The 26,318-nt window shown below is 52.1% G+C and carries 32 protein-coding genes; 21 read left to right on the top strand and 11 right to left on the bottom strand.

Annotation, left to right across the window (positions count from 1 at the left end; translation table 11 throughout):
• The first annotated feature begins 45 nt into the window (after positions 1 to 45).
• From purF to NVIE_RS03065, 6 genes are all read left to right on the top strand, one after another.
• Positions 46 to 1,482 (top strand): amidophosphoribosyltransferase, encoded by a 1,437-nt coding sequence (gene purF / locus NVIE_RS03090; protein WP_075055964.1) that lies wholly within the window; start codon positions 46 to 48, stop codon positions 1,480 to 1,482.
• Positions 1,483 to 1,519: 37 nt separating this feature from the next.
• Positions 1,520 to 1,891, top strand: a complete 372-nt coding sequence (locus NVIE_RS03085) for a hypothetical protein (RefSeq protein WP_075053974.1) — start codon at positions 1,520 to 1,522, stop codon at positions 1,889 to 1,891.
• Between the two features lie 260 nt (positions 1,892 to 2,151).
• Positions 2,152 to 3,447, top strand: a complete 1,296-nt coding sequence (locus NVIE_RS15180) for an SHOCT domain-containing protein (RefSeq protein ID WP_075053973.1) — start codon at positions 2,152 to 2,154, stop codon at positions 3,445 to 3,447.
• Between the two features lie 59 nt (positions 3,448 to 3,506).
• A complete protein-coding gene (locus tag NVIE_RS03075) occupies positions 3,507 to 3,764 on the top strand; it encodes a hypothetical protein (RefSeq protein WP_075053972.1) in 258 nt (85 codons plus the stop codon).
• The gene (locus NVIE_RS03070) at positions 3,761 to 4,540 is read left to right on the top strand and encodes a HEPN domain-containing protein (RefSeq protein ID WP_075053971.1); all 780 of its coding nucleotides are present in this window, start codon (positions 3,761 to 3,763) and stop codon (positions 4,538 to 4,540) included. Before NVIE_RS03075 ends, NVIE_RS03070 begins: the two co-directional genes overlap by 4 nt.
• A gap of 117 nt (positions 4,541 to 4,657) precedes the next feature.
• Entirely contained in the window at positions 4,658 to 5,077 is a 420-nt protein-coding gene (locus NVIE_RS03065; protein WP_075053970.1) for a CoA-binding protein, read from the top strand.
• Positions 5,078 to 5,247: 170 nt separating this feature from the next.
• Here the strand turns inward: NVIE_RS03065 and NVIE_RS03060 are convergent, their stop codons facing one another.
• The 4 genes from NVIE_RS03060 to NVIE_RS03045 form a co-directional block, all read right to left on the bottom strand.
• Positions 5,248 to 6,078, bottom strand: a complete 831-nt coding sequence (locus tag NVIE_RS03060) for a hypothetical protein (protein ID WP_144239447.1) — start codon at positions 6,076 to 6,078, stop codon at positions 5,248 to 5,250.
• 93 nt (positions 6,079 to 6,171) lie between these two features.
• A complete protein-coding gene (locus NVIE_RS03055) occupies positions 6,172 to 6,651 on the bottom strand; it encodes a hypothetical protein (protein ID WP_075053968.1) in 480 nt (159 codons plus the stop codon).
• Between the two features lie 158 nt (positions 6,652 to 6,809).
• Positions 6,810 to 7,130 carry a hypothetical protein gene (locus NVIE_RS03050; RefSeq protein ID WP_144239446.1) on the bottom strand — a complete coding sequence of 107 codons (321 nt, stop codon included), beginning with the start codon at positions 7,128 to 7,130 and terminating at the stop codon, positions 6,810 to 6,812.
• A 368-nt stretch (positions 7,131 to 7,498) separates the two neighbouring features.
• Positions 7,499 to 7,726, bottom strand: a complete 228-nt coding sequence (locus NVIE_RS03045; RefSeq protein ID WP_075053966.1) for a hypothetical protein — start codon at positions 7,724 to 7,726, stop codon at positions 7,499 to 7,501.
• Positions 7,727 to 7,880: 154 nt separating this feature from the next.
• Between NVIE_RS03045 and NVIE_RS03040 the strand changes: the two genes are divergently transcribed.
• The 7 genes from NVIE_RS03040 to NVIE_RS03015 all read left to right on the top strand — a co-directional run bounded on the left by NVIE_RS03040 (position 7,881) and on the right by NVIE_RS03015 (position 12,200).
• Positions 7,881 to 8,075, top strand: a complete 195-nt coding sequence (locus NVIE_RS03040; protein ID WP_144239445.1) for a hypothetical protein — start codon at positions 7,881 to 7,883, stop codon at positions 8,073 to 8,075.
• 12 nt (positions 8,076 to 8,087) lie between these two features.
• Complete coding sequence (locus NVIE_RS15840; RefSeq protein ID WP_084790595.1) at positions 8,088 to 8,468, top strand: hypothetical protein; 381 nt, start codon at positions 8,088 to 8,090, stop codon at positions 8,466 to 8,468.
• Positions 8,469 to 8,509: 41 nt separating this feature from the next.
• The gene (locus tag NVIE_RS16035) at positions 8,510 to 8,641 is read left to right on the top strand and encodes a hypothetical protein (RefSeq protein WP_258914156.1); all 132 of its coding nucleotides are present in this window, start codon (positions 8,510 to 8,512) and stop codon (positions 8,639 to 8,641) included.
• Between the two features lie 98 nt (positions 8,642 to 8,739).
• Positions 8,740 to 9,450, top strand: coding sequence for a hypothetical protein (locus tag NVIE_RS03030; protein ID WP_144239444.1), 711 nt, complete (start codon positions 8,740 to 8,742; stop codon positions 9,448 to 9,450).
• A 271-nt stretch (positions 9,451 to 9,721) separates the two neighbouring features.
• Positions 9,722 to 10,933 carry a redox-regulated ATPase YchF gene (locus NVIE_RS03025; RefSeq protein WP_075053963.1) on the top strand — a complete coding sequence of 404 codons (1,212 nt, stop codon included), beginning with the start codon at positions 9,722 to 9,724 and terminating at the stop codon, positions 10,931 to 10,933.
• A complete protein-coding gene (locus NVIE_RS03020; protein WP_075053962.1) occupies positions 10,930 to 11,166 on the top strand; it encodes a hypothetical protein in 237 nt (78 codons plus the stop codon). Before NVIE_RS03025 ends, NVIE_RS03020 begins: the two co-directional genes overlap by 4 nt.
• Positions 11,167 to 11,168: 2 nt before the next feature.
• A complete protein-coding gene (locus NVIE_RS03015; RefSeq protein WP_075053961.1) occupies positions 11,169 to 12,200 on the top strand; it encodes a biotin--[acetyl-CoA-carboxylase] ligase in 1,032 nt (343 codons plus the stop codon).
• Here NVIE_RS03015 and NVIE_RS03010 read toward each other — a convergent pair.
• Positions 12,190 to 13,542: a glycerate kinase type-2 family protein gene (locus tag NVIE_RS03010; RefSeq protein WP_075055962.1), complete on the bottom strand. Its 1,353-nt coding sequence runs from the start codon at positions 13,540 to 13,542 to the stop codon at positions 12,190 to 12,192. The two genes, NVIE_RS03015 and NVIE_RS03010, sit on opposite strands and share 11 nt — an antisense overlap.
• A gap of 164 nt (positions 13,543 to 13,706) precedes the next feature.
• Here NVIE_RS03010 and NVIE_RS03005 point away from each other — a divergent pair, with 164 nt between their 5' ends.
• A complete protein-coding gene (locus NVIE_RS03005; RefSeq protein WP_075053960.1) occupies positions 13,707 to 14,261 on the top strand; it encodes a hypothetical protein in 555 nt (184 codons plus the stop codon).
• Between the two features lie 21 nt (positions 14,262 to 14,282).
• On the opposite strand, the gene NVIE_RS03000 is transcribed toward NVIE_RS03005, so the two are convergent.
• Both NVIE_RS03000 and mpgS read right to left on the bottom strand, forming a co-directional pair.
• Entirely contained in the window at positions 14,283 to 14,489 is a 207-nt protein-coding gene (locus tag NVIE_RS03000; RefSeq protein ID WP_075053959.1) for a hypothetical protein, read from the bottom strand.
• A gap of 69 nt (positions 14,490 to 14,558) precedes the next feature.
• Positions 14,559 to 15,764, bottom strand: a complete 1,206-nt coding sequence (mpgS, locus tag NVIE_RS02995) for a mannosyl-3-phosphoglycerate synthase (protein WP_075053958.1) — start codon at positions 15,762 to 15,764, stop codon at positions 14,559 to 14,561.
• Positions 15,765 to 15,872: 108 nt separating this feature from the next.
• Here mpgS and NVIE_RS02990 point away from each other — a divergent pair, with 108 nt between their 5' ends.
• From NVIE_RS02990 to NVIE_RS02980, 3 genes are read left to right on the top strand one after another with little or no spacing between them, the layout of a single operon-like run.
• Complete coding sequence (locus tag NVIE_RS02990; RefSeq protein ID WP_075053957.1) at positions 15,873 to 18,494, top strand: amylo-alpha-1,6-glucosidase; 2,622 nt, start codon at positions 15,873 to 15,875, stop codon at positions 18,492 to 18,494.
• A 46-nt stretch (positions 18,495 to 18,540) separates the two neighbouring features.
• Complete coding sequence (locus tag NVIE_RS02985; RefSeq protein ID WP_075053956.1) at positions 18,541 to 19,809, top strand: cation:proton antiporter; 1,269 nt, start codon at positions 18,541 to 18,543, stop codon at positions 19,807 to 19,809.
• A gap of 60 nt (positions 19,810 to 19,869) precedes the next feature.
• The gene (locus NVIE_RS02980) at positions 19,870 to 20,271 is read left to right on the top strand and encodes a DUF2203 domain-containing protein (protein ID WP_075053955.1); all 402 of its coding nucleotides are present in this window, start codon (positions 19,870 to 19,872) and stop codon (positions 20,269 to 20,271) included.
• Positions 20,272 to 20,407: 136 nt separating this feature from the next.
• Here NVIE_RS02980 and NVIE_RS02975 read toward each other — a convergent pair whose 3' ends face one another.
• The gene (locus tag NVIE_RS02975) at positions 20,408 to 20,647 is read right to left on the bottom strand and encodes an Lrp/AsnC ligand binding domain-containing protein (protein WP_075053954.1); all 240 of its coding nucleotides are present in this window, start codon (positions 20,645 to 20,647) and stop codon (positions 20,408 to 20,410) included.
• A 91-nt stretch (positions 20,648 to 20,738) separates the two neighbouring features.
• On the opposite strand from NVIE_RS02975, the gene NVIE_RS02970 reads away from it, so the two are divergent.
• Positions 20,739 to 21,617 (top strand): prenyltransferase, encoded by an 879-nt coding sequence (locus NVIE_RS02970; RefSeq protein ID WP_075055961.1) that lies wholly within the window; start codon positions 20,739 to 20,741, stop codon positions 21,615 to 21,617.
• Between the two features lie 294 nt (positions 21,618 to 21,911).
• Here NVIE_RS02970 and NVIE_RS02965 read toward each other — a convergent pair whose 3' ends face one another.
• Complete coding sequence (locus tag NVIE_RS02965; protein WP_158435061.1) at positions 21,912 to 22,061, bottom strand: hypothetical protein; 150 nt, start codon at positions 22,059 to 22,061, stop codon at positions 21,912 to 21,914.
• Here NVIE_RS02965 and NVIE_RS02960 point away from each other — a divergent pair.
• Positions 22,039 to 24,090, top strand: a complete 2,052-nt coding sequence (locus NVIE_RS02960) for an exo-alpha-sialidase (protein WP_158435060.1) — start codon at positions 22,039 to 22,041, stop codon at positions 24,088 to 24,090. The genes NVIE_RS02965 and NVIE_RS02960 overlap by 23 nt on opposite strands.
• Here the strand turns inward: NVIE_RS02960 and NVIE_RS15175 are convergent.
• A complete protein-coding gene (locus NVIE_RS15175; RefSeq protein WP_158435059.1) occupies positions 24,005 to 24,337 on the bottom strand; it encodes a hypothetical protein in 333 nt (110 codons plus the stop codon). The two genes, NVIE_RS02960 and NVIE_RS15175, sit on opposite strands and share 86 nt — an antisense overlap.
• Before the next feature lie 81 nt (positions 24,338 to 24,418).
• Positions 24,419 to 25,000, bottom strand: a complete 582-nt coding sequence (locus NVIE_RS02950) for a hypothetical protein (RefSeq protein WP_144239441.1) — start codon at positions 24,998 to 25,000, stop codon at positions 24,419 to 24,421.
• A 340-nt stretch (positions 25,001 to 25,340) separates the two neighbouring features.
• On the opposite strand from NVIE_RS02950, the gene NVIE_RS02945 reads away from it, so the two are divergent.
• A complete protein-coding gene (locus tag NVIE_RS02945; RefSeq protein WP_075053949.1) occupies positions 25,341 to 25,916 on the top strand; it encodes a zinc metalloprotease in 576 nt (191 codons plus the stop codon).
• Entirely contained in the window at positions 25,913 to 26,107 is a 195-nt protein-coding gene (locus tag NVIE_RS02940) for a hypothetical protein (RefSeq protein ID WP_075053948.1), read from the top strand. Before NVIE_RS02945 ends, NVIE_RS02940 begins: the two co-directional genes overlap by 4 nt.
• The last annotated feature ends 211 nt before the right edge of the window (positions 26,108 to 26,318 follow it).

Raw genomic sequence — 26,318 nt, 5'->3', positions numbered from 1 at the left:
CTTCTTTTGCTCGGCCTGCTTGTGCTTGGGGGACAAAGAACAACATTGGTACATGAAAACTGCGGCGTAGTAGGCATCTTTTCGCTTGCCGGACACAATGTCATACCGTTTGCCATAGACATGCTGCGCGCGCTGCAGCACCGCGGCCAGGAGGCGTGGGGCATTGCCGTCCCGAACAAGCCCCCGTTCAAGAGGCTCGGCCTTGTATCGCAGGCCGCGCCTGATTTTCAGGCTATTGTGCGCAAATACAAGTCAAGCGCGGCCATCGGCCACGTGCGCTATTCCACTTTTGGCAAGAGCAACCTGGAAAACGCCCAGCCCCTCAAGGTCAAGGACCTGTGCATAGCCCACAACGGCACCATAGCAAACGTGGAGCAGCTTTCAGGCATGGTGGGCGGCTGCACGTTCACCCCGCAGACCATGAGCGACACGCTGGTTGCCGCCCAGCGCCTGGTGATGCACATCGCCGAAAAGGACGACATGGCGTCTGCGATGTCTATTTTGAAAAGCGAGATGGTCGGCTCGTTCTGCTTTACGTTTCTCACCGACGAAGGTTCAGTGTATGCGGCACGCGACACGCGGGGATTCAGGCCGCTCGTCCTTGGCTTTCACAAGGAAACTGGCACCTACATGGTGGCGTCGGAGTCGTGCGCGCTTGCCGCAGTCGGGGCGCAGCTTGTCCGCGACGTCGAGCCGGGGGAACTGGTCAAGATGGGCAAGGCAGGGGTCGAGTCCCAGCAGTTTGCGACGGAAACGCCGCACGCCCACTGCGCGTTTGAATACACATACTTTGCGCACCCGTCAAGCATCATGGAGGGGATAAACGTCTACGCGGCAAGGAAAAAGATAGGCCAGTTCCTTGCCAAGAAATTCCCGATACAGGACGCGGACGTGGTTGTGCCGGTCCCTGACTCGGCAAGGCCCGCGGCGCTTGGCTATGCGCTGGAATCCGGCCTGCCGTTTGAGGAGGGCCTGCTGAAGGACAGGTACAGCAAGAAGGGCTCGATGCGCAGTTTCATCGAGCCGTACCAGAACGACAGGGTCGAGATAAACAAGGGCATAATCCCGATACGGGAAGTCATTGAGGGCAAGCACGTGGTGGTCGTGGACGACAGCATTGTCCGCGGCACCAGCTCTGCGTCGATAATAAGCACGCTGCGCGCGGCAGGCGCAAGGCGGATAAGCCTCGTAGTCACGTACCCGCCCATACGCTACCCGTGCTACGCCGGAATCGACTTTCCGTCACAGGAGGAACTTATTGCGTACCAGCACGGCGCAGAAGAGCAGGCAAACGAAAAGGTGGCGGGCAAGGTCGCAAGGGTGATTGGCGCAGACTATGTCGCGTACAACGACACTGCAAACCTTGCAAGCGCAATTGGCATGCCGGAAGAAGAGCTGTGCTTTACCTGCTCGACTGGCAACTATGCGCCGCTCGGGATAAAGCCGGTCTTCAAGACGCGCGCCCAGATAAAAGGCGAATGATGATCGCTTAAATATTAAATAAAGCAAATCTTCTCAGATGCGGCTCGCCTTTGTGGCTGCGATTGCAGGTGGCATCGTTGTCGCCGCAGTACTGGCCATGTATGCGTCGCAGGTACCTACCCAAGACTATTCACTGAGCGTCGACGCGCTAAAAGACGAGCAGTCTCTTTTTACAAACAGCCGCGTAGTCCTTTCAAACACAGGCAAGATTGCCCTTACAAACGTCATGGTCAGCTATGGCGGCAACGCGACGGAATTTATCGGCACGATGGAGCCAGGTTATAAAACAACGGTATATCCGCCTGAAGGGACGCCCCTGACTTCTGTGACGGTGACTGCGGACCCTGACATCCGGATAGTGCAGGCATACCGCGCGCCAATAAAACTGCCCGGCATGATAGGTTCCTGATCGGAGTAAGCCACTTTTGGACTAGAGAAATCAAAATCAAAACTAATACTGTCACTCTTGCAGAACTCCAGCAGATTATTACCACTGTGCAGATCGTTAGTTGGACAATGATTGCGGCAATAATCACATTGGCGGCCTACCCGTTTATCTATAGATGGAAACGTTCAAGAACTACAAAACTGCAGCCTGCCAACGACCCAAAGTTCCGGGACGATAAACTAGAAAAAAGGTAAATACCAGCCATATAATATGGCATCCGATTGAGCTTCATTAAGAACATTCGTGAGAAGGACAAGGAATGTTCAAGATGTCATAAACCGCTAGGTCTGAGAAGCCATGATTCTGAAGAGATCTGGGAATTCGAAGGCAAGCTCTGTCATTCATGCTTCGAGACTATCAAGAATGGAATCAAAGAATACGAAGTGACGTACGTAGGAGGACATTCACAACTCCCTGTTCAGATGGATGGGTTTCTGTCGATTCTCCTTTTTGACCAAATCAACAAGGTAGTTTTCAGATTCAAGAACAAAGAAAAGAGCAAAGATGATCTCTACATTTCATTCAAATCTAAAGATATCCGAGGCTCCAAGATAGTCTCTAAGAATGAAGCTTCCCTAAAGAAGATGATCATTACAATAGGACTCCGTAAGACTTCAGAAAGTAGATATCTTCAGATCGACTTTCTTAATGGAGACAAACAGGAATCTCTTATTCTTGATGTAGGGAAAGAGCTTGATGAAGTTAGCACTACTATAGGACTGATGATAGGAAACCTTTCGACGAAATCTATCGAAAAGCCTAAGGAGATCGAAAGCACGCAGACTACAACTTCTGAAATTCAAGAATTAGCTCCCGAAATGCCCTCTAAGCCCTGTTCTGTTTGCCTGAAGAATGAACAGTCATTCTTTGTCAAGTCTGATAATCTCTGCGTATCTTGCTTTCACAAACAATATGGCAAGATTCTTCTAAAGGGAGAAGTCGCCTCATACTATGGAGGTCATAAAGCCTACCTAGCTGGTGGGCTCCTCTCAAAGGAAGAATTAGGCAAGCTCTATCTTACTGAAAAACACGTTATATTCACAAAAAACGAAAAGGATCTCTCTAAACGCTGGAGCATCATAATTCCATTAGCAAGCATTGATGTCGGAAGCTATAGTATAGAGGAGAAAACAAGACGACAACAAGTTTCAGGAATTGGCAGTTCGCCTGTAGATGGAGTATTCGGAGGAACGGGCTTTATTCATGAATCTGGCAAAGAGCATCACCTAGTAATTCCCTATGTTGATGAAAATGGGATTCCGCAATCGCCTAGGTTTGGCGTAACGTCATTTAGAGGAAAGGCTATCAGGGAATTCGCCGCCGAACTCTACAATCAGCTAGTAAAGCTTCAAGAAAAGTCTTCTCCTCAGACAGCACCTACGTCAAACATTCAGGCAGGCCAAAAGACGGAAACTGTTCAGACAAGGGAAAGCCCTCTTCTTGTTCTAAAGATGCGTCTGGCGAAAGGAGAAATCACAAAAGAAGAATACGAAGAGCTTCGCGAAATGCTAGAATGACGAATCCGAGCATGATTCACCGGAAAATGGATTAATGCAAGTTCTTCTATAACATCCGCATGAAATGGATTACAAACAATGGGAGACGTTTTCCCATAAACAAGTATCCATCACTTACAGATCTTAGGTATCTGCAGAACCAAGACGCATACCGAACGTTCAGAAGCAACATGGAAAATGAGGCAAGAAAGAAGTTTCTAGTCAAACGAAAAGTAGTAGAAAAGAAGAGAGAATGGGGAGTTAAGATTGGAGCACTAGGAAGTGGCTTCGAATACAAGAGAGGAATAACAGAAACAGTCACTAAAGAAAAGAAATGACTTCTGAAGTCGGAAACCAAAAGCCAACTCTTGATGAAGAAGGCGCAAAGACCTTCTTCAATCACATTTTGCAACTATGGATCTATCCTGAGCTCAATCGGAGAGTCGAAAATGGGCTTATCTCTAAAGACTATCAAGTAACAAAAGCCCAGATAGTTCTTGATCCTAACAGGAATTCGTCTGAAGTAAGACTAAATGATGAAGTCAAGGCCATTGCAAAATTAAAACTAAAACCAGACATCAAAAAACAATTCAAAGAAGAAGTCTTTGAAGACGAAATTGAAGAGATTATAGGAGTAACCTTGACTGATCAGGATAGCCCTGATGCAGGGCATGTAACCCTGCTTCAATTTAGAGGATATTGGATAATCCAATTCGATTTCAGGCATTATAAGGGAAAAGCTCAAGAACGACTGGATGCTGCAATTCAATTCTATGAAGCAGCAAAGTATTGTTACGAGAAGAAATTATGGCGATCATTTGTAGATAACTTGTTTAGCACTGTGGAACTGCTAGCAACCTCTCAGTTATTTGTCATTTCTGAACAAGAATACGTTAAGAAGCAGACTCACGTTTGGACTAGACTCAAATACAATTCTCTAATGCTGGCGAATAGAGCGAATGAAGACTACAAAGGTCTGCTAAACAAACTACATGGCCTAGTTGACGGAGCGAGATATCTTAGCAAGCCCTTTGAAATAAGCTCCGAAGATGCGCAAAGTTATCTGACGACTGCACAAAACATGATCGACTTCACAAAGAAATTCATCAGCTGAACTAGCGTGTCCTAGATTTCATCATCTATTATGATCTTGGCCTGCTTCCCTTTATCTTTCGACCTAGGGGACGCATTCCTGATTGCGTTTAAATAACATCTGGACGAAAATCACATTGTGAATACTGACTCGTTCTCTGACGCGGAAATCCGGGAATTCTACAAGCTGAAAAACATCGCGGTGGTGGGCATGTCCAAGACCGACGGCAAGCCGGCAAACTATGTCCCGAAATACCTGATAGAGCAGGGGTACAACGTGATACCCGTCAACCCGACAGCGCCAGAGATAATGGGCAGAAAATCCTACCCGAACGTTTCAAGCGTTCCCGACCAGATCGACATCGTCGACGTTTTCAGGCCGTCAGACGACGTCCTGCCGGTGGTGATGGACGCCGTGAAAAAGGCCGGCATCAAGGTGGTGTGGATGCAGCTGGGAATCCACAACGAGCAGGCTGAAAAACTTGCCAAGGAAAAGGGCATCAAGGTGGTGTACAACCGCTGCATGCTCGAAGAGCACCAGCGGCTTTTCGGCAACTAATGACGTGACGCCTAGAAGAAGATCCTAGGCGCATTTTTTTTTACCAAAGAGAATTCCGGACAGTACCTGGATGTCTGGGGATGCGGCTCGCCTTGCGGCCTTCACCTGTGGCAACTAGCCAAGCAAAACACATCAGTACACACGTTCTCTGGATAGATTTTGCAGTGTCCTTACGCTGGGCCCTTGTAGACTGCAGGAGGGTCGTCAAGAATTACAAAGCCGTGGAAGGGGATGATGGTTTCAAGATGCCTTTCGTCAAGCTTGGCAAGATCGTAAGAGCAGAGAAAGGAAATGTTTTCGGCCGCCCGCGTTCCAATGGCCCTTTCTCCCTGGGTGAATTCGTTTTCAAGGCCGTTTCTGAAAAACCACGAGGCGTCCTCTCCGGCTATCCTCGTGCCTTTCTTCGAGTCGTTTACCGAATGTATCGTGTAAACCCAGTCGAAGGCTTTGCTCATTGCTTTGGAGCGTTCTACGGACAAAAGCTCGCCATACAGCATGTTGTTCGTGGAAGGGATGCGGCATGGTGACACTGACAGGATGCCTTTTGGGGTAGTGGTGGCGGCAGACTCGAAAAATTCTGCGAGCACCTCGTCCTTTGTCTTTGCATTCTTGTAAAGGAAAAGCACGTGCTCGTGCCCCTCCCGCGAGCGGACAAAATTTACTACATCTGTAATGCGGATCCTGTCAACGATCTCGCCGATGTCTTGGTCAGAATCTGCCGAGGGGACGTGGCGCAAGAGCTCTTTCTTTATCAGGCCCATTATCATCTTCCCGATATCCTTGCCGAGCCTCCTGTTAAGCGACATTTCGACGGCCCTGTAGTCAAGCAGGAGCTCTTTTTCAGACAGCCCGCTGTCTGTGGCCAAAATGGAGATAAGCGATCCGGCGGCGTCGCCAAAAATTCTCAAGGCGTCCCTCACAGATTCGATCAGGATCTGGTCCGCATTACCGGAGAGCCTGCTGTAGCCCAACCTGTCGAGTATGTGCAAACATTCTGACAAAATTCAGATGTTATTTGTCTTGCAGATATATATCAATTATTTACCATGGTTTGTGTCTGTTCTGGTTATTTTTAACAGAACGAAAGCGTGATTTTACCAGAATGAAAGTGTAATGCCTCTTTTTTCATCCATGCTTACATCAAAGCTCTCTCCGCTTGAAATGGGGACAGCGTCGCGGATTCTTTTGCTGCAGCTGTAGCATCTTGGCCTAGGCATGTATTTCAGGAGCGTGGCACACCAAAGGCAATGTTCGCACATTATGAAAAAGACGCCGGTCGGGATCTTCTCTACCATGAGCCTTGATGGCGGCTTGGCCACACGACCGTCTCTGCGACTGCATTGGGCCTTTGGAATGGCCTCGTCCAGTTTTTCCACGATGGTTTCTGCGCTATTGCCCATGATCTCGCGTAGATAGTTGGCAAACTCCTCGCGGTATTGCAGTATCTGTTCGGCGTCCATGCCGTACTTTTCCCTTATGTGTTTCAGGATGAGTTCCCTTGCTTCCTCGCCAAGCCCGCTTAACACAGATTCGATTGTTTTAGAAAAATTTGCGTTCAGTGAATCGGCCGGCATTTCCGTCTATTTTATTGTCATCTTTGATAATATTATTTGCTCCCGTCAATTTTAGCTAATATCTGCGCAGTTATTGAAATCTACATGGATCAGGATTGGGAGCAACGTGAAAAATTCACATGCATTTTGCACAAAAAGAAAATTCTAGCTCGATGATGTCAGCCATATCCGTGCTTCTTCAAGACATCTCGTATTTTGTCAATTGTCATATAACGCGTATGGGCTGGACCGTCCATCTTGGCTGTCTGCACAAAGAGGAATGCCTTGGCATCCCTGTCCAGCGGTATTGAATACTGCACTATAGACCCGTACTCTGTAAGAGAATATACGATGCCGCCAAACTTTTCCGCAAATTCCTTGCGCGTCCCCATCCTTACCGCAGCCCGGAACAACAGGTCTTCTGCTTCAGGCCTTGACAGCGCCGGAGAGCCTGAATGCCCGTAATCCGAAAAGAGGATTTTTCCCCTGCTGTCAACCACTCCCACTAACCGAATGTGATCGAGTTGCAAGAGCTCATCACACAAATCCCGATAGGTGGGCACTCTCTGTAAATTAAATGCGATACAATATTATCTTTCTCAATGACGAAATGAAACATTTCTTGAGTTTTGCAAATAATGTCAATAAACGACAGATTGTCGCAAATAATTTTATGTGCTAGATCGCTTTCACTGCATCTGCTCAATGCACCAAAAAAAGCGCCGGATGGATTAATGTCGCTGCTGCATAGTTGCGTAATCGTTTTCGAGTGATTGACTTGGATGATGATGATAATAATATTATATCATCCAGCAGCGTGCATGATGGAGTCCTGCACACTTCAAATGCCGTTCTGAAGGCTGCTACTTTACTTTCTCCTGTACTGCCCGAGTTCCTTGAGGGAGATATCCAAGGCGACTTCTGCGCCGTTGTACCCCTCGACCTTTGACTTTGGAATCACGTACTCTGCTGTCGGGCCCCTTTCGAGGGTTATTGTGTCTTCTTCCACTTCGATTACGTTTCCGGCGTCCCCGCGGTCGTTCGTCCTTGCGTTCTTGTGAATTATCGACTCCCAGTTTACTATCGCGTCAGACACTCTGATTCACTGCTCTATAATGCGGCGCGAAATAGTTAAGGACTTGGTAAAATAGTTCTAGTAACTTGATTATTGCAGATTTCTTTATAAAATGCGCCTGGCTTTCATTATAGTTATTTCTTTTAAGGCTCGGCCGCATGTATGTGTATATAACATGCCACACAATATGGCGATCCTGCCTGCGGCGTTTGCATCCGGCCGTCTGCCGGCGAGAAAAAGCGCGATTATGCACAGCCGTGCTCAAATTATGCATTTATGCACGCTCAAAAAGCCTGGTTATGCAGAAGAAGAAGAAGAAGAAGAAGAAGAGATGGCTTGCAAGAATAAATATGATGACGCTGCCCGCTAATCCATATATAAAATGTCAGAGGAGCCAGACCGGAACGTTTCGCAGGTGGCAGAGCGGGTCAAGTCCGCGCTTTCCGACCTTGAAAAGGACGGCATAATGACAAAGATCGGCATAGACCGCGACGCCGGCATAGTCAAGGTCTACACCGAAAAGTCAGACGCGCTGAAAAAAGCGTCTGCCGGCCTTGCCGAGATACTGGAACTTGCGTACACTACCGCCGAGCACCACCCGTACTGGGGAATGCTGTACCACGCGACAGAGATTTCAAAGATATTGCTTGACAGGTGGGACTCGGACCTGTCGCAGGACAACGCAAGCGAGATAGGCTGGCGCCTTGACGAGATAAGGATGGCGCTAGAGCGCGCAGGCGACATGCACCACCACCACGACTAGCTAGAAACTTTATCCGCATGTTCCGCGTTAATGTACAGCATATGGCGCAAGTCCCGGCGACTGCAAGACGCGTCCAGAAAAGCAATCTCTTGTTTGGCGTCCACCTGTTCATGCTTGGTAGCTTTGTGAGCCTCGTCGGCTACCTCGGCGTGATGTGCCACCACCTGCACTGATCCGCAGTACATGAAAACGCTATAGGAAAGAAAAAGATGTCTGGTAAATCAGAAGCTTGTTCTAAATCCGTATATCTTTGGATGACGAGAAATTACAAATGAATCTGACACGAAGGATAATTGCAAGGAACCTTCTCCTCGCTACAGTGCTGTCCGTAGCCGCTTCCGGACTCGCGACGGCAACTGCCTTGATGACGGCGGTGGCATCGCTACCCGCTGCTTATGCACAACAGACTCTGGCTGGAGGAAACAACAATGGTAATGCCACTTCAACTGCTGGCAATTTTACACTATCCGGAATCATTACAAGCACGCAGATGACTAACGCAGGCGCACCCCTGTGGCTTTCGGCAGGTTCCTGGGCGCTCGTGACAGACATGCCGGTATTTGGAGGGAACAACCAGACGCAGCCGACGGTGAAAAATTTTAGCGCCGTTGTAAACATGGTACTGCTTTCCAACGGCACGATGTTCCACACCCATCACATCTCCAATTTCAAGCAATCAGAAGTGCTATTCCAGGGCAGCAACACCACGGCCTTTAATGGCACCATGACCGTGACCACCGAAGAAGGCATGGCGGAAAATGTACCCGGATACCTCCACTTCCAGAACAACATCATGTCGGTATGGGTCAATCCCGGGCAGATAGACAACCACTTTGGCCCAACGCCGATTAACGGCATGATGCTAACTCCAGAACAGTTGGAGGAACTCGGCGCCGAGTTGCCGCAATTGCAGCAGGGCGCTGCCGCCCAGAACAGCACAGCAGCAAGTGCCAGCAGCAGTAGCGGCGCTCAAGCGACATGACATAACTGACAAGCCGGAGTGTATATGCGCTCATACACCTCCGCCTTTTTACTTTATTTTTTGTTGGTTTATTTTCCTATCCTCAATCTATCGCCTGAATATGTATTGGCATTTCTCAAAAAGTATAGAAGCACCGGCAGCCATTACAAGCATGTCAGCCAAATGTGGTGGCATTCTACTGCCCGCTTGCAAAACCTTAGCCGGAGCTTTTACCGCGCAGCTCTTCCACAGGAGTATATAAATAATAACAGGGGGGAGGCTAGAGCATAATATGATCAAAATCGGCCTGATCGGCAAGACGAACACGGGCAAGACGACGTTCTTTAATTCCGCCACGCTTGCGTCAGCCGAGATATCAAACTACCCGTTCACGACAAAGCAGGCAAACATCGGCAACGCGCACGCGATCACCGTGTGCGTCCACAAGGAGTTTGGCGTGCAGGACAACCCGAAGAACTCTCGCTGCATAGACGGCTGGCGGTTCATCCCTGTGGAGCTTGTGGACCTGCCGGGCCTCATCAAGGGCGCCTGGGAGGGAAAGGGGCTTGGCAACCAGTTCCTGTCGATAGCGGCGCAGTCCGACGCGCTCTTGCACATCGTCGACGCGTCGGGCAGCATCGACGCGTCTGGCAAGATAGCCGAGCCGGGTTCCGGCGACCCCGTGGCAGACGTGGGAGACATCGAGGAGGAGCTCGTGATGTGGTACCTGAAACTGTTCGAGGCAAACCGCGACAAGATATCGCGCAACATCGACTCGGGCATCGAGCCGGTCTCTGCAATAACGGAGGTATTCCGCGGCATCGGGGTGAGGGAGGACCACGTGCGGATGGCGCTTGCGCAGAACAACCTTGCAAGCATGCCGCTGGACGACTTTGGGCCGCAGCAGAGCAAGGACTTTTGCTGGAGCCTCCGGGACATATCCAAGCCGACACTGATAGTGGCAAACAAGGTCGACCTGCCGACAGCTACCGACAATTTCCGCCGGCTGCGCGAAGAGTACAAGGACATGATAGTCGTCCCGTCGAGCGCGGACGCCGAGCTGACGCTCCGGCGCGCCGAAAGCCGCGGGCTGATACGGTACATACCCGGCGACGAGCGCTTTGAGATAAACGAGCAGACGCCCCTTAACGACAAGCAAAAGTGGGCCCTCAACTTTATACGCAAAGACATCCTGGGCGAGTACATGCGGACAGGCGTCCAGTTTGCGATAAACGTCGCGGTGTTCAAGCTGCTAAAGATGAACGCAGTCTACCCTGTCGCAGACGCCAAGAAAATGTCGGACAAGCACGGAAACGTGCTCCCTGACGTCTACCTGATGCGCTCCGGCTCTACCGTCGAGGACCTTGCAAGGGAGATACACAGCGAGCTTGCAAAGGGCCTGCTGTACGCGCTGGACGCCCGCGACGGCCTTCACCTGCCCGCCAACTACCACCTGAAGGACCGCGACGTGCTTTCGATAGTATCGGCAAAGAAAAAGAAATGAGCAAGTCCAAACAACAAGCGCTGCTGCAAGAGATCACAGGGATATTGAAGAAAGACCCAGGGAGGATGTACTCGCGGGAGGAAATCCTCAACTTGCTTTCTGAGATGAAAAGCGACGCCGAGATAGACCGGCTCTTGGCCGAGCTTGAAGTCGCCAGCTCGATGAAAGAGTCCCGGTCAGACGTGTACGCGACGTGCAGGGGCGGGACCGTCTACTACAAGTGGAACCGGTGACAATGACAACCCGCGCAGCGCAAGATCAATATCGCCGGCTTGAAGAATTTCTCGAACTGCTGAAAAAATCGCCAGATTTTGCGTCCGGCCAGTCGCTTGCAAAGAGGGCAGGCATATCGAGGAGCGCAGTGTGGAAGCAGGTGCGCAGGCTGCGCCAGTGCGGCTACTCTATTGAATCTCTGCACGGCATGGGCTACAGGCTTGCCAGCGGCACGACCCATCCCGTGCCGTGGGAGCTTGGCAGGATCCTGAAAACGTCGTTTGTGGGAAAGGGCAGAATAGTCTACCGCGACAGCGCCGACTCGACGCAGAACATCGCAATCGCGCTTGCAGAAAAGCACGAGGACGTCCACGGGGCGGTGGCGATAGCGGAGCAGCAGAACAGCGGCCGCGGGCGCATGAAGAGAAGGTGGCTTTCACCGCGGGGCGGCGTCTGGCTGTCTGTCGTGCTAAAGCCGTCGATACCCACTGCCGCAAGCACGATGCTCCCGTTTGTGGCGGCGCTTGCCGTGTGCGACGCGGTGCGCCAGAGGACAGGCCTTTTGGCGACTCTAAAGTGGCCAAACGACGTGATGGTGGGTGGCAAAAAGGCCGCCGGCATACTGCTTGACCTGAGCGCCGAGGCCGAGACGGTCAACTATGCCGTCATCGGAATAGGGATAAACGCAAACGTCGACACGTCGCGGATGAAAATAGACGACAGGGAGGGCAGGCCCGCCATAACGTCGCTAAAAGAAGAGCTTGGCGGCCGCGACGTCAACCGCCTAGAGCTTGCAAGGTTGCTGCTTGAAAACCTTGAGCGGTTCTACGGCATGCTGGAAAGCGGCGGCGGGCCGGAAAAAATAGTCGCAGAGTGGCGCCGGCGCTCTGACATGCTTGGCAAGAAAGTGTCAGTCGTGCAGGCGCAGCAGGGCAAGAAGGCTGCTGCTGTTGAAGGTGTTGCAGCCGACATCAACGACGACGGCTCGCTCTTGCTAAAGACCAAGTCAGGGGACGTGAACGTTGTGTCCGGCGACGTCCATGTCAGCTATTGAGCCTCAGTGCTATTGCAATGTCGTTTACGTTGGTTCCAGTGTAACCGGTGAATACCAGCGATTCCATCTTTTTGAGCGCGCTATAGCTGTCGTGGCCGCGCAGGTAACGCCGCGCATTTGCCCTGTCTGCCGCTACTGCCTTGGCAGACCTTTCTGAAATTATGGCGCCGGCGGCATCGGAATTGCCGTCAATCCCGTCAGTCCCGACAAACGCCGCCGTCATGCCTTTTGGCTCTTTGAGCGCAAGGGCGCAGGCAAGAGCTGCTTCCTGGTTTCTTCCGCCCTTGCCTGCTGTCGCGTTTCCAAGCCTCACGGTCGTTTCTCCCCCTGCGACTATTGCAAACGGGCCGGGCCTGCCAGACGCGACCTTGGCGACAAACCTGCCAAAGTCTTGCGCTTCCCCGTCAAATTCAGACCCGAGGCTCTCGACTGCTGATACTCGCCGCGCAAGGTACCTGGCGGCACTCTCGCAGGCAACCTGGTTGTTTCCTATCAGGATGTTCCTGACGCGGCTAAACAGCGGATCGCCCGGCTTGGGCGTCTCGGCGATCTTGCCGTCTGCCCCCTTTTCAAGATACCTTGATACCTTTGCATTTCCAATTCTGTATCTTTTGACTATCTCTAGCGCGTCGGAATACGTGGTCGGGTCTGGAAACGTGGGGCCAGACGCAATGACTGCAAGGTCGTCGCCGATGACGTCTGACAGGACAAGCGAGACTACCCTGCACCTTGCGCGCCTTGCAAGCTGGCCTCCCTTGATTGCCGACAGGTGCTTTCTCACCGCGTTTATCTCGTGGATGGACGCTCCTGATGCAAGCAGGGCCTTTGTGGCCTGCTGCTTGTCAAAAAGCGATATGCCGTCTGCGGGGAGCGGCAAGAGCGCCGAGCCGCCGCCAGATATCAGGACTATTGCAAGGTCGTCTTCATCTGCTTTTTCGAGCACCCTTGCGATCTTTTTCGCTCCCCTGACGCCGCATTCATCGGGGACGGGATGCGAAGCGCATGTAGTTGAAACGTGGTCGATTGCTGCTGCAAAACGCGCTCCTCTGGGGACGTTTATTGCGCCGCCAGCGACCCTTCCTTTCAATATCTTTGATACAGCCGCGGCCATTGGCGCGGCTGCCTTGCCTGCACCGACAACGTAAACTTCTTTGAAACCCCTTACCGTAAACGACCTGCCGCAAATGTCGGAAAACGTGATCGAGCCTTTGTTGCCTGCCCTGACTGCACGCTTTACAAGCGTCCCCGGCTCGACGCTTTTTATCGCGGCCTCGACTGCACCAAGCGCTATCCCGGCGCCCCTGCCGTGCACCCTTTCAAGGTCCGCGCGGTTTTTGATCATCAACCGACGGACAATACACGATACTTTTGCTATTTCTTCTTTATTGCTGCCGGTGACAAAGACGCTATGCACAAGTCTTGGATGCAGGCCGGTATGCATAGATATAGACACTTTTTCTATCAAACAAAAATAGCTGGAAAACAAGATCTATGGTGAGCAGACATATGGCGTCAGGTAAATATTTCAACAAGGGCGTAAAGGCACTGGATGCCCCACACATTGGTCACGTAGTAAGAGAAACGGCTGACAAGATAGTGATATTTGGGGAAGGCGATGACCGGTACGATATTCCAAAGGACAAGATCCGCTTTGCGGCGGCCAACGTGCTTGTGGATTTGCCGTTCTACGAGGTCGTAAAGAAATACAAAGTGAGCAGAAACGAACCGCTACCGACTGACCGGGAACATGTCCACGCGACAGACCTGCCCGAACCCGTAGACCTTGCAGCATACGAAGGCAAGTATCCGCGCTCGCTATTCAACAAGGGCGTCAGGACGCAGGACGAAGAGCATGTCGGCCACGTGATGAAAGAGACTGACGACAAGGTGGTGATATGGGGTCACTATGACTGGCGCTTTGACGTCCCCAAGTCAAAGATAATCGCAGTCGGCAGAAACATCATCCTTGGAATGGACTACAAGGACGTGTTCAAGTACAAGGTTGACAGGGATGCGCCGCTGCCAACAGGCGAGCCTGTAGAAAAGATCGCAGAGGGATGATAAAAAGTCCTTTTTCTATCTTTATCTTTTTATCGTGTAAAGGGTAAAGTCGCACTCTTCGCAGGTGTAGTACAGGCTGTCAAAATCCGAGCACAGCGCCATCGAGTCGTGGCACCGCGGACATTCAATGTCCTGCTCGAGTAGCGCTACACTTTCCTTCTTCTCCTCTTCTTCCTCCTCCCCTTTTGCCTCAAGCTCTTCAAGCCTGGTTTCTGCTGCTGTCGTCACAAAGCTTGTGTACCGCCGGCCGCATTTAAGGCGTGGAGCACCGTGGGGGGAGGGAGAGTGGGTAGGCGGTCACTTTAATCCGCCATACCTGAAAAAGGTCTCGACCTTTTCCCTCAGGTTTTTTGCAAATTCCTCTATGGGGATGGCGCTTATCGGCTCGATGACAGGGTACTTTTTGCGGTAGTCCGGCTTTTTGTGACTCTTTATGCCCGACATGTGCGCTATCTGGTCGTCAAGCCCCTCCTTGAGGTCCGGCGGGCATATCTTGCTCCCTGCTATTGTCGCAAGCGCCGCTTCGAGCATCTCGTTGAGGTGCGACTTGCCCTTGTCCTCGTGAAAGTGCGGGTTGCGCGTCTCTATCTGGAATATCTCGACCCCCTTTTCTATGGCGTTTGGGTAGTCTGACGGCAGGAGGCCCCCGAACTTTTCAAAAATGTCGACAAACTCGTAAGGCTCTATCGAGTAGCCGCTAGAGTAGTGGAGGGACTCTGCAAGCGGCATCGAGAGCGCGTGCTCGCCAGAGTTCCCTGTCTTTATAACCTCGGTCTCAAAGCCGGTGATGCCTGAGAGCATTGAGTTGAGGTTCTTGTTTGTGACTTCTGACACGCGGCCCCACTTTGAGAACTGGAGCGAGTTGTTGCGCACCTTTGGCTTGAAGACCCACGAGACGCGGATGTTGCTGTACGGCGTGCTTGCCATGCCAAAGCCGGCTGCAAATATTTTCACGTATTCGTTGACGGCGCCGGGGACATAGTTGTCGCTGTCGATAAAGCCGACATAGTCCTTCTGGTACATCTTGGCAATCAGCATGCCAATAACCATGCCCTCGGCTTTTCCGTTCCTCACGTTTCCGTCGGGCGCAAGGATCGAGTCGTAGCCGAGCTTCTTGAAGATGTCGCCAAGCGCCGGGTCGCGCTGGTACATCACCACTATGCGCTTGTCCATGAACCGGCCTAGCTGCCTCACGGTCTCGGCTTCCATGGTGAACCTGTCGACGGGGTTTCTAGGGCTGTTTGATATTATTATCACAAGGCACTCGTTTGGTATGCCTGAAAGGACGCCTTCGAGCAGTTTCAGCTTCTCGTCTTTCACCGGCACCACGATTGCCATGTCGTGGAGTATGTTGGAGATCTCGTCGTAGTCGAATTTTTTTATCGTCTGGTGGGAAGTGAGGAACCCCTTGGACTTGCCCGAATCAAGCTCGTAGATCCTCTGCACCCCATGGATGCTTACGGCTCCAAGCCTCTCTGTGTACCTGGGAAAGTCCAGCTTCATGCCATGCAAGCGTATGGTTTGACTGCTTAAAATGGTTATGCAATCCTGACCGAGTACGCGAAAAGGTTTCAAATATGCGTATGTATGCATCCTTTCAGACCGTAAGACATGACGCGTGCGCTTGACTCCATACATACGTCGCTTTCCTACGTCAAGGGCAGCCTGAAGAACACGACCGTGGTGGTCGGAGGCGAGGAGCACAAGGCGTTCTCGTTTTCGCTCCTGAACCCGCCGGTGCCCCTTGGCGGAAACGTCGTGTCGCTTGACGTCTTTGTGGACGACCTGCCGGTGCAGAAAAAGACCGTGTACGTGGCGACTCAGGAAAGCATCGTCAACGCCTCCTCGCTTTCAGACAGCCGGCCGATTGCGTTCAAGCCGTTCCAGAGCGCAAGGTTCCTCGTGATAAACGACTCGTGGCTTGGCAGGGGCAGGCACAGGATAACCCTCGTGAGCAAGATGGAGGGGTTTGAGCTTATTGCCATCCCCTTCACTTTTTCCGACACGGCAGGCCGGCAAAACGAGCGGATAGTGCTGCCGTCGGACCTGTCAGTAGACCTTGTCGGAGTTTCTGACTCGGTCTTTCGCAACTTTTCCACGCCGCTTGTCCTCTCCGGCAAGAGGGCCTACATCCTCTGCTCATCACATGGCTCGCTCTCGGCCAACTGGACGTGGATGGGCGTCAAGTACGACAACGGCGGGCTGTACGTGCCGCCTGCCCGCGTCTTTGGCAGGATAATAGTCGAGATAAGCATGGACGACGGCGTGAGAAAGCGCCTGCCAAATTTCGTGGTGTGGTCAAGGCATGAAAACGGCGTGCTTACCACCCGGCACGAGATGGGTGGCATCGAGGTCCAGCGCAGGCTGTTCGTGCCGCCGGAAAGCCGGGGCTTTGTCATGGCGATGGAGATGCGCATGAGCACCGGCGCCCTTTCAAACGGGAGCCGCAAAAAGCGCAAGCTGCGGATCCACTTTATCATCGACGGCAACATCACGAGTTACGGCCTTGCGGCAGTCTCGCAGAGCAACGTCACCCGCTTTGACGCCAAGAACCAGTGCCTGCACATCAGGACAGCCCACCAAAAGGCGGCGCAGTACTTTGGCACAATCGGCATAGCGCCAAAAATGCTTGCGCCGTGCAACATACTGGTCAACTCGTACGACAACGACATTGAACTGTCATACGACGTCGAGGTCGGAAATAAAGAGCCAGTGCAGGTCGCGCTCGTGGGCGCAGGCAGCTTTACAAGCGCAAGGGGATCGCTTGCAGAATTTCTGCACATGCGCAACCACTACCGGGAGCTGCTACAGGAAACCGAGCAGTCGTTCCGGGACTATGCGTCGTCAACAGTGGTCTTGAGGCAGTCGGGGCCAAAGCAGGGAAGCGACATGGCCCGGCTTGTCGGCGCGTACGAGAAGGCCAAGGCGTCGTTGCAGTACCTAAAGGGCGAGTACGACGGGCTTGGCGAGGGGATATGCGCGGGCCTGCCGCGCTTTCCAAACTACTGGGCCCGCGACACGGGATGGTCGCTCCGGGGCTACCTTGCGATGGGCGACTACTCTTTTACCCGGACTGTAATCGACAACTTTCTCTCGCACCAGGCAAGAAACGTGCCAGGGGTGACAAGGGGCGAGCTTCCCATGATAATAAGCGGCAAGGCCTTTTTGCACTCTACCACCTACGGCTCGGCCGACTCGACCTTTCTCTTTCCGTGGGCCATCCGGGAATACGTGCTTGCCACCGGCGACGTTGCGTACCTGAAGAGGCGCTGGAGGCAAATAGTCGACCTCGTGGACTGGGGCCTGCACAAGGACCTCGACCACGACGGCTTTGTCGAGCACGGGTTTTCCGGCATTGCGATGAAGCTTCCGATACAGGACTCGACGTGGATGGACCACATCGACAGGCGCAAGAGCGCAAACGACGTTCAGGCGCTCTTTTACGAGAGCCTTGCGGTGGGAAGCGACCTTGCACGGCTTGCCGGCGACGCGGAGAGCGAAAAGAGGTGGGCAAACAGGGCGGACGAATTGAAGCGCAAGATAAACGAGGAGTACTGGAGGCCGGACGCCGGCTTTTACTTTGACACCATAAGAAAGGACTGGACCAAAGACGCAAGCATACGGCCAAACGCGCTGGTGCTCGTCCTTGCCGGCGTGGCAGAGGAGGAGAGGGCAAGGCTGGTGGTAGAGAGGCTGGAAAAGGACGACATTACCACCCCGTGGGGCGTCAGGACGCTCTCGAACATCGACCTGAAGTATCAGCCTGCGCTCTACCACGACGGCGCGGTGTGGCCGCTTGTGACCGGGTGGATGGCGCTGGCAGAACTGCGCCTTGGCCGCAGGGAGCAGGCGCACAACTACGTCAGGATCATGGCTGACAGGATACTTGAGGAAAACGGCATGTTTGCCGAGACGTACAGGGGCGACAGGCCGGAGCCCTTTAACTCGTGCATACTGCAGGCGTGGTCGGCAGGCATGTACGTCAGGGCGTTTCTTGACATGGTCCTTGGCATGAAGGTCGACATGGTAAACAACATCATCAGCATCAACCCGCAGTTGTCAGAATCGCTAAAGGCGGGCTCTGGAAAAATGGAGTTCTCAAGCGCGCTCTATGTAAAAGGCAAGCCGTCCAGATTTTCCGCGGCAATCGACTTTGAAAACGAGAAACTGTCCGTAGACTTTGGCAGCCTGCCTGAAAAACCACGGGTGCAAAGCAATTACAGTGTAGTTTAATGCCAGAAGGGTTATCTCACCCCAGCGCGCAACAGAAAGGACTGCCGTGGCCGCAGAAGAGCTTTTTGTCAGCGTAATAGTCATACTCGTAGCGGCAAGGGTGCTTGGCGAGCTGTTCCAGCGCATAAAGCAGCCGCCGCTCATAGGGGAGATTCTTGCCGGCGTGCTGATAGGTCCCTCTGTCTTTGGCATAGTGCAGCACAGTCCCAGCCTTGACGTCCTGTCTGACCTTGCAGTGTTTTTCCTGATGCTTCTTGCCGGGCTGGAGATGAACCCAAGAGAGATCCGCAAGGTGGGCAAGTACGCCATCGTGATCTCGCTCATCGCGTTTTTCATACCGCTCGTGTCCGGGACCTTGGTGGCGGAGGCGTTTGGCCTTGGGCTTTCCCAGTCGCTCTTTATGGGGCTCTTGCTTTCGATAACGGCCGTGCCGGTAAGCGCCATAGTCCTGATGCAGTTTGGCATACTGAGGAGCAGACTTGGCAACATCGTGATAACGGCGGCGGTCATTAACGACATACTGTCGCTCGTGGTGCTCTCTATCGTCCTGCAGATCGGGGCTGGAGGCGCAGGCCAGCAGCAGGCAATAGACTTTGAGGCTGTTGCGTGGTCGGGGGCAAAGATAGCCGCGTTCCTTGCAGGGATATTCCTGTTTGACCTGCTCTTGCGCGGAACCAGCCACTGGCTGCCTGCCAAGGTGGAGCCCTATTTCAAAAAGCTGCAGACAAAGGAGGCGGCGTTTGGCATACTCTTGATAACCACCATTGCAGTGTCGCTCATCGCGCAGGAGATCGGCCTGCACTTTGTCATCGGCACGTTCTTTTCCGGCCTTATCATCTACAAGGAGATAATCGGCAAGCAGAACTTTGACAGGGTCTACAACATCATCTCTGCCATCACGTTTGGATTCTTTGCGCCGATCTTTTTTGCGATCATCGGAATCGACATGGACCTAAAGTCGCTTGTAAACGCAATACCGCTCTTTTTGGCGCTCCTCGCAGTGGCAGTCGCTGCCAAGATAGGCGGAAGCTATGTCGGCGCAAGGCTCGTGCGGTTCCCACAGGACACGAGTATCGCAATCGGCTTTCTGATGAACGGGAGGGGCATGGTAGAACTCGTGATAGCCTCGATAGGTTTTGCCGCCGGCATCATTGACATCACGCTGTTCTCCGTGGCGATCGCAATTGGCTTTGTAACTACGATAATGGCGCCCGTCACCGCCAAGCCGTTTGTAGCAAGGGCAAAGGAAAAGGACAAGGCCTCGGTGGAAGTGCATGGCGACGGGGAGAGCGGCCACGCCGCGTACGGCATCTGAGCAGGTAAGTGCGCTAGGCATAAATTAATCCTGGCCGCTCTCAAACATGAGAGAAAAAAAATGTTTACGCTCTATACGCCCCAGACGGCAAACAAGGCCCTGCCGGAGGTAAAGCGCATGTTTTCTGGCATCGTCGCGCAGAAGAACAGGGTGATGGTGCTGCAGCAGGAACTGCAAATGGTCGTCGACTCGGGCGGCGATTTTGAGCGCTTTATGAAAAAGAAACAGGAGCTGAACACCGCGGTCACCAACCTCTACAAGGCCATCGAGGCGCTGGAAGCTACTGGCGTGATGCTAAAGAGCGTGGACGAGGGGCTGCTTGACTTTCCCTCAAAGCGCTTTGAGGAGGAAGTGTGGCTCTGCTGGAAGGCAGGCGAGGACGAGATCAAGTTCTGGCACGGCAAGGACGAGGGGTTCATGGGCCGCAAGCCGCTTGAAACCACCGGTGTAATCGAACCGTAGATCGGGGGTGAGCCTGTAGAACACTCCAATCGGGGGATTGGGAAAAGGTTGGCAACGTTCTACAGGCAACATATGTTTATTGAAACATGTTTAAAAGAAGTGGAGCACGAAAGGGGGAGGGAGGGTAGGGGCATCTCTACGTGCCCTGCCCTTCTATTACCATCATGGTGAGGCTTGACTTGATTCCGTGGTGGCCGCGGATCTTGCCGACGGCCTTTTTCAAGTCCTCGTCGTTTGACGCATTCACTCTGGCAATAATGTCGTAGACCCCAAAGACGCCCTTTACTTCCGAGACGCCCGATATTGCCTTCAGTTCCTTGATGACGTTGTCTTCAGAACCAAGTTCGCAATTGATGAGAATGTATGCCTCTGCCATTGGGAATGCATGCAAAACGATCATTAATGAAGCTTTAGTTTTTCAAAAAACATAGAAGGCGCCGCGCCCGCTAAAGATCCTGTAGTTGGCGTTGCTTTCCAGCTGGCTTAGGGCCATACGCATCAGGTTCCTGCTTGCGTCAGTCATCGCCGTGTCAAACGGCCTTGCGATTGCCTACTGGAAGTTCGGAACCATCGACCCGCTGTACGCCGGCCTGACGTACGCCGGCGTCGCGTGCCTGCACGCAAGCGTCGATCTCCTCAACGACTACTGGGACCACAAGCGCGGAATCGATTCGGCGACGACCAGAACGAAATTCTCCGGCGGGACCGGAGTGCTTCCCGAAAACATTCTCACCCCAAAGGCGGTCTATGCCGCAGGCCTCATGTTCCTGATCCTGGGGGGCGCAGTCGGCGCGTATTTTGTTGCAATACGCGGCGTGACTGTTGCAGTCATACTCGGCTTTGCAGTGGTTGCCATCTACTTTTACTCGACTTCAATCGTCAACTCGGGACTTGGAGAACTGTTTGTCGCGATAAAGGGTGCCATGATAGTGCTTGGCACGTTCTTTGTGCAGACTGGGCTAATCGACCCTGCCGCGATTTTCGTTGGCACCATCGTCGGCCTTTTGTCGGCAACCGTGCTTTTTGTCAACTCTTTTCCTGACTTTGACGCCGACAGGTCAAAGGGCCGCAGGACGCTTGTCATACTGATGGGAAAGCGCAAGGCTGCTCAAGCCTTTCCAGTTTTCATTATAGCGGCGTACGCCCTGATAGTTGCAGGCATTTTCCTTGGCTTTACAAAAATCTACTCGCTTGCAAGTCTTGCATCACTTCCGTTTGCAGTCAAGGCGGCAGCTGCAATGCGAAACGACCCAAAAACGGCACAAGAGTTTGTGCCGGCCATGTCTGCTGCTGTGACGTACTCGCGCATAACCGGCTTTGTGCTTGCAGTCAGCCTCTTATTCTAGAGAGCAGCTCAGGCACAAATTATCTGCTTCATCAGGAGTAGGATGATGGTGGCATCAGAATTTCTTCTGATTTGAGAATCAGGTTGGTTAGGAGTAACGATGTTCTGAATACAGGCACATATCTAGCATTCAATAATATGGAGATCTTTCATTTAGGCCGATGCTGTCTAACCCCGTCTGCAGAGTGTTTTTTAACGTCAAAACAGCATAGCAAGCATTTCGACTCTGTTTTGGAAAAATGATTGAATAAATTATGACATTGCTCATAATATTGTCAGTCAGGCATCAAATTTATTAGTAATAATATATCCCCTTTTCGATTCTTGCTAGTGTGAATTCTGGCTTGGCGTTGACCTCGCATATTACAAGCTCGGTCTCGGAATCACTCGTCGAATCAAACGTCTCTATCGAAAGATCCTTCTTGACACCTCTGCTCAGGTTCAACGGCGAGACTGCCGCGGAGCTGGTGCAAAACATAGTCTGGTTTCCAAATGGCACTACCCTGTTGTCTGACAACCAGGGCAGCCGATTTGCGTTCACGCTGGACCTGGCCGGCTCATCTTTTTCGCTCTTGAGCAACAGCACGGTTATCGATCAAAGAGTGACGGGAAGAGACTACCAGTACGACATCGTTTGGAAGCCTGTCAGAAGTTCTGACGGCGCGGTAAGCAAGTACAAATTCGACATCGTCGGGACCAGCGCCAACGGTCATACCATAAGACTGCTCCTTCTTGGCTCCGGGCAAGAATTGAAGGTCGAGGGCGACAGGTTCTTGTCTCTCTCGCAGAACTACTACTCCAACTCGACTTATGGCTCCTCTGGCATTGGACTCGACTGGTCGGACGCTACGACCGCTGGCCAGCCTGTATTATACGACAGCGAGGGCGGGACGATAAACGTGCCTGTCGGTAAGACCTTCTTTATTGATCCTACTACCGTCTCCACGATATCGGCCGTTCTTTCGCCGGGTTCTTCAGATTATTATGAAGGAGAGAGGCGTCAAGTGCGCATCGGTAATAATCTTTTCATGTTCTATTTTGATGGATCCAACATTGTTTATAGGTCCTCCACCGACTTTGGAGCAACCTGGAGCGGCGCTACTTCTTCAGGCTCTGGGGCAGTCAACGGTGACGCTTACAGGTACACCGTGACGACCGAAAACGTCTCTGGAACGGACTACGTCACGCTTCTCTATTACAAGGCTTCCGGTTCCAACACCAACTTTTATGGAAAGAGGGGCAATGTCAGTCTGACCTCGATCACCTGGAGCAACGAAACGCTGCTGTTCTCTGCGGCGAACTTTGCGTCCTGCGGAACGAGTGCGTGCGCCGCTAGCGTCGCATCAGCCGATACAAGCGGCAACGTCTATGCTGCGTTCAGGTGGATTCCGTCGGGTGCCACGTCCTACAAGTACCAGATAATGAACTCTACCGATGGAGGATTGACATGGGGCACGTCTCTGGCCCAGACAGACAGTGGGGCGGGCACCAGAATCGAGATGTTCCTCACCCCTCTGGCCTCCGGGAAAATGCTCTTTGGGTACATGAGATACTTTACCGACGACATCAAGTACAGGGTATTCGATGGCAGCACGTGGGGCTCAGAGATTACGGTCAGCAGCATAGGCGCAACGGCCAACACCCTGAAACACGTGTCGGCAGACAGCGACGGCGTCCAAAAGGCGTACGTCGCTTACCTCACCGGCGGCAACTCCGGCTCGATAAAGATTGCAAAGTGGAACTACACGGGCTCTTGGCTAGGTACCGAAACAGCAGACAGTACGTTGTCGCACACGCTCCCATCGATCACGATAACGGCTGACGGGGTAATTCACGTCTATAGCCTCTCAGGAAACAGGGTTTACGATACCAAGAAGGTTCTCAATTCCTGGCAGGCACCTGTCAATCCGTTTGGTACGACCTTCACATCTCCAGCGCAGCTCACCGCAGGTTCCGGTTATCCCATGGCGCTGTGGATAGAAGGCTCCTCGTCGCCGTTCAACCTGAGGTTTGACAAGTCCGACTGGGACGTAGACAGAGATGGCGTATACAGCAACTGGGAAGCAAATGGGATCGACTCAAACTGGGATGGGACGGCAGACTTTACCCCCGCTGCTTCAAATCAGAACCACAAGGACATCTACGTAGAGATTGACTATATGCAATTTCATGGAATGCGTTCTGATTCAAGAAATGATGTCATAACTGCCTTTGCTAATGCCCCTGTGTCTAATCCAGATAGTATCAACGGCATTACCTTGCACTTGGATTTGGATGAGCAACTTACTCATAACGATACAACATCTTGGCCATCAGCTTTCAATACTATCAAAGCCGCAAGCTTTGGCACTGTTGCAGAAAGAGGCGTTGCGAATCACGATAATATTCTCAATGCCAAGAAGAAGATATATCATTACAATGTATGGATCCATGAGCGAGCTGGTGCTTCTGGATGGTCTTGCGGAGGAAGTTGATCTGGTCCTTTATCGTCAGGATGGCGTTGGGGCCCGTCAACTCATCGACAAGCGTGGGGACCTTGCCAGTCCAGTCGTCCAATATCCAGACGATCTGGAACTTTTCACTGTTGCCCTCTATCTTGGTTATTTGGTTCCGGGAAGCATCTGCCTCCGGCATCTCGATCTTGGTAACAGGTGTGCTGAGCGTATCGGAGAAGGACGACCGCACCTTGATATGGTAGGTGTAGGTGCTGGGGCTGGTCATCTTGAGGATAATATCGGCCATCTAGCGACGATAAAAAGAGGCCGTGATTCGTTAATAGAGAATTACTACTTGTTCGATGCTTTATGCCTGGATGCCGGTGTTGGGATTCTGTGAGGGGGGCGGATTTGTCGGAACAGGAACAGCCTTGTCGGGTGTGATGGCATCACTACCAAAGGCCAACGACGTGATGGATTTCTGGAACAATGGAAGCGCTGAAGGATACTGATCGGCAGGCGCGGAAATAGTCAGTACGTATCTCTTGCCGTCGTGGATAGTGTAGACCAGCTCCTCCTTCAGGAGCTTGTTATCCGCCGTTAGTGTCACTTCGATAAACCGGGCGTCGTACGTGCCATTGGTTCCGATGGTAGTGGCGCCCTCTCTCAAGATGATCAAATTATACGCTTTGTATTTCTCTATCAGAGTATTTTTGGCGTCTGAAAAGACCGCATCGAGGGACGGGTTCGGGGGAAGGTCATTAGCTGATACCGTTATGGTTCCAACATTGGCAGAGTAGAACATCACTATTGCGTTCTGCTGGTCGCCGTTGACTGTCTTGAAGGAATAATTCTCGTTCATCCACCAGCCGCGCGGGAAATCAATGCTCAGGCCGTAGACTGTGTTTACGTATGGATGTTTTATCGTTGATTGGAGCCCGTTTGTCATAACGATTTGGATGGCGAGAGCGGCCACTAACCCGATTATGCCAAGGAGGGCGATCTTGCGGTAGCTGAAGACCTTCGGCTTATTGGCATCCGACGTCGGACTGGACCAACCTGCGTCTACCATATCCGCTTAGGGAAAATGGCGTTAGATAAAGATTCCCTATAAAAGATAGGTAATCATACTCTCCCTGCCTTGGACTTCGAGTTCTTGAGGGCCTGTTGCACCCACTCCATGAACTTGGGCTTTAGCTGATTGGCAAGTTCCGTGGCATCGTTGCGGCTGAGACTGCTGCCGACTATCTGGAACCTCTGGAATTGCAGAGATTGCAGGAAATGATTTCATGGTCTCGTTGGGAACCGACGATTTTGCAACTGATCCTTTTCAAGGAAATCACCAAGTAGGCAACAGGGAACAGCAGGCGGGGGCATTCATGCATGAATTAGGTCATAACCTCGGCCTTCGCCACGGCGGTGGTGTCGACATCAATTGCAAGCCGAATTATCTAAGCGTGATGAATTATGCATTCACGTTTCCAGCTCCTGTGTCTAATAGGCCATTGGATTATTCAAGATCGGCACTTGCCACACTTGATGAAGTTGAGCTCTATGAACCAGATGGAGTATCTGCAAGTACTCCATCAGGCCTAACAACTGCCTATGGACAGACAGGTGTTAGCCCAACAATCCGGACTGCACCGACAGGTCAGCCTATCGACTGGAACCGCGACGATTTTGATGGTGACGATGGAGTTGAAGAGAGCATTAACAACTTTAGTCCCAATATCCCTGAGTGCTATGACATTAGCGCTCTTACTTCATTGACGGGGTATGATGACTGGTCAAACATCAAACTTCCATTTACTCATCTGGAACGTATGCCAACGGTACAAGCATTTTCGTTGCTGATAATGAAATGACAGGTGATGACCTCCAACAAATGCGTCTCATGACCATCAACACGATTGATGAAATGTTGCAAACTGCAAATGCTAGCAAATTCGTGATCCTCCTCACGCTGTTGCGGAGAAGCGCACTTTTCATGATGCTTTGCAAGGTCATGCTCAGGGGGCAAGGGCGGCAGCTGAAAATCACGATTACCGAACCGTAATATCAATACTCGAAAAGATACGCGCGAAGCTTGACGGTTCTGTCGGAGGAGAACAATTCGACGATATAATTGTCGGCTATGAGGAACAATTGCGCATACTCCAGCAACTCGACAATGCTATAGGGGTATTCCAGAAATCGTTATAGTAATCGTCATAGGCAACTGCTCTACCTAGCGATTCGGCCAGCGCTAACCATGAAAATATAGGAAT

The organism is Nitrososphaera viennensis EN76, assembly GCF_000698785.1.
GTDB classification, from domain to species: domain Archaea; phylum Thermoproteota; class Nitrososphaeria; order Nitrososphaerales; family Nitrososphaeraceae; genus Nitrososphaera; species Nitrososphaera viennensis.
The sequence above is the reverse complement of the archived record's forward strand: the minus strand, read 5'-3'. Positions and strand labels throughout refer to the sequence as shown.

Excerpts from the sequence above, each read along its gene's own strand:
- NVIE_RS03085 (WP_075053974.1), top strand. The coding sequence starts at position 1,520 with ATGCGGCTCGCCTTTGTGGCTGCGATTGCAGGTGGCATCGTTGTCGCC.
- NVIE_RS03075 (WP_075053972.1), top strand. The coding sequence starts at position 3,507 with ATGAAATGGATTACAAACAATGGGAGACGTTTTCCCATAAACAAGTAT.
- NVIE_RS03070 (WP_075053971.1), top strand. The coding sequence starts at position 3,761 with ATGACTTCTGAAGTCGGAAACCAAAAGCCAACTCTTGATGAAGAAGGC.
- NVIE_RS03055 (WP_075053968.1), bottom strand. The coding sequence starts at position 6,651 with ATGCCGGCCGATTCACTGAACGCAAATTTTTCTAAAACAATCGAATCT.
- NVIE_RS03040 (WP_144239445.1), top strand. The coding sequence starts at position 7,881 with ATGCCACACAATATGGCGATCCTGCCTGCGGCGTTTGCATCCGGCCGT.
- NVIE_RS15840 (WP_084790595.1), top strand. The coding sequence starts at position 8,088 with ATGTCAGAGGAGCCAGACCGGAACGTTTCGCAGGTGGCAGAGCGGGTC.
- NVIE_RS16035 (WP_258914156.1), top strand. The coding sequence starts at position 8,510 with ATGGCGCAAGTCCCGGCGACTGCAAGACGCGTCCAGAAAAGCAATCTC.
- NVIE_RS03030 (WP_144239444.1), top strand. The coding sequence starts at position 8,740 with ATGAATCTGACACGAAGGATAATTGCAAGGAACCTTCTCCTCGCTACA.
- NVIE_RS03025 (WP_075053963.1), top strand. The coding sequence starts at position 9,722 with ATGATCAAAATCGGCCTGATCGGCAAGACGAACACGGGCAAGACGACG.
- NVIE_RS03020 (WP_075053962.1), top strand. The coding sequence starts at position 10,930 with ATGAGCAAGTCCAAACAACAAGCGCTGCTGCAAGAGATCACAGGGATA.
- NVIE_RS03015 (WP_075053961.1), top strand. The coding sequence starts at position 11,169 with ATGACAACCCGCGCAGCGCAAGATCAATATCGCCGGCTTGAAGAATTT.
- NVIE_RS03010 (WP_075055962.1), bottom strand. The coding sequence starts at position 13,542 with ATGATCAAAAACCGCGCGGACCTTGAAAGGGTGCACGGCAGGGGCGCC.
- NVIE_RS03005 (WP_075053960.1), top strand. The coding sequence starts at position 13,707 with ATGGCGTCAGGTAAATATTTCAACAAGGGCGTAAAGGCACTGGATGCC.
- mpgS (WP_075053958.1), bottom strand. The coding sequence starts at position 15,764 with ATGAAGCTGGACTTTCCCAGGTACACAGAGAGGCTTGGAGCCGTAAGC.
- NVIE_RS02990 (WP_075053957.1), top strand. The coding sequence starts at position 15,873 with ATGACGCGTGCGCTTGACTCCATACATACGTCGCTTTCCTACGTCAAG.
- NVIE_RS02980 (WP_075053955.1), top strand. The coding sequence starts at position 19,870 with ATGTTTACGCTCTATACGCCCCAGACGGCAAACAAGGCCCTGCCGGAG.
- NVIE_RS02975 (WP_075053954.1), bottom strand. The coding sequence starts at position 20,647 with ATGGCAGAGGCATACATTCTCATCAATTGCGAACTTGGTTCTGAAGAC.
- NVIE_RS15175 (WP_158435059.1), bottom strand. The coding sequence starts at position 24,337 with ATGACCAGCCCCAGCACCTACACCTACCATATCAAGGTGCGGTCGTCC.
- NVIE_RS02950 (WP_144239441.1), bottom strand. The coding sequence starts at position 25,000 with ATGACAAACGGGCTCCAATCAACGATAAAACATCCATACGTAAACACA.
- NVIE_RS02945 (WP_075053949.1), top strand. The coding sequence starts at position 25,341 with ATGGTCTCGTTGGGAACCGACGATTTTGCAACTGATCCTTTTCAAGGA.
- NVIE_RS02940 (WP_075053948.1), top strand. The coding sequence starts at position 25,913 with ATGACAGGTGATGACCTCCAACAAATGCGTCTCATGACCATCAACACG.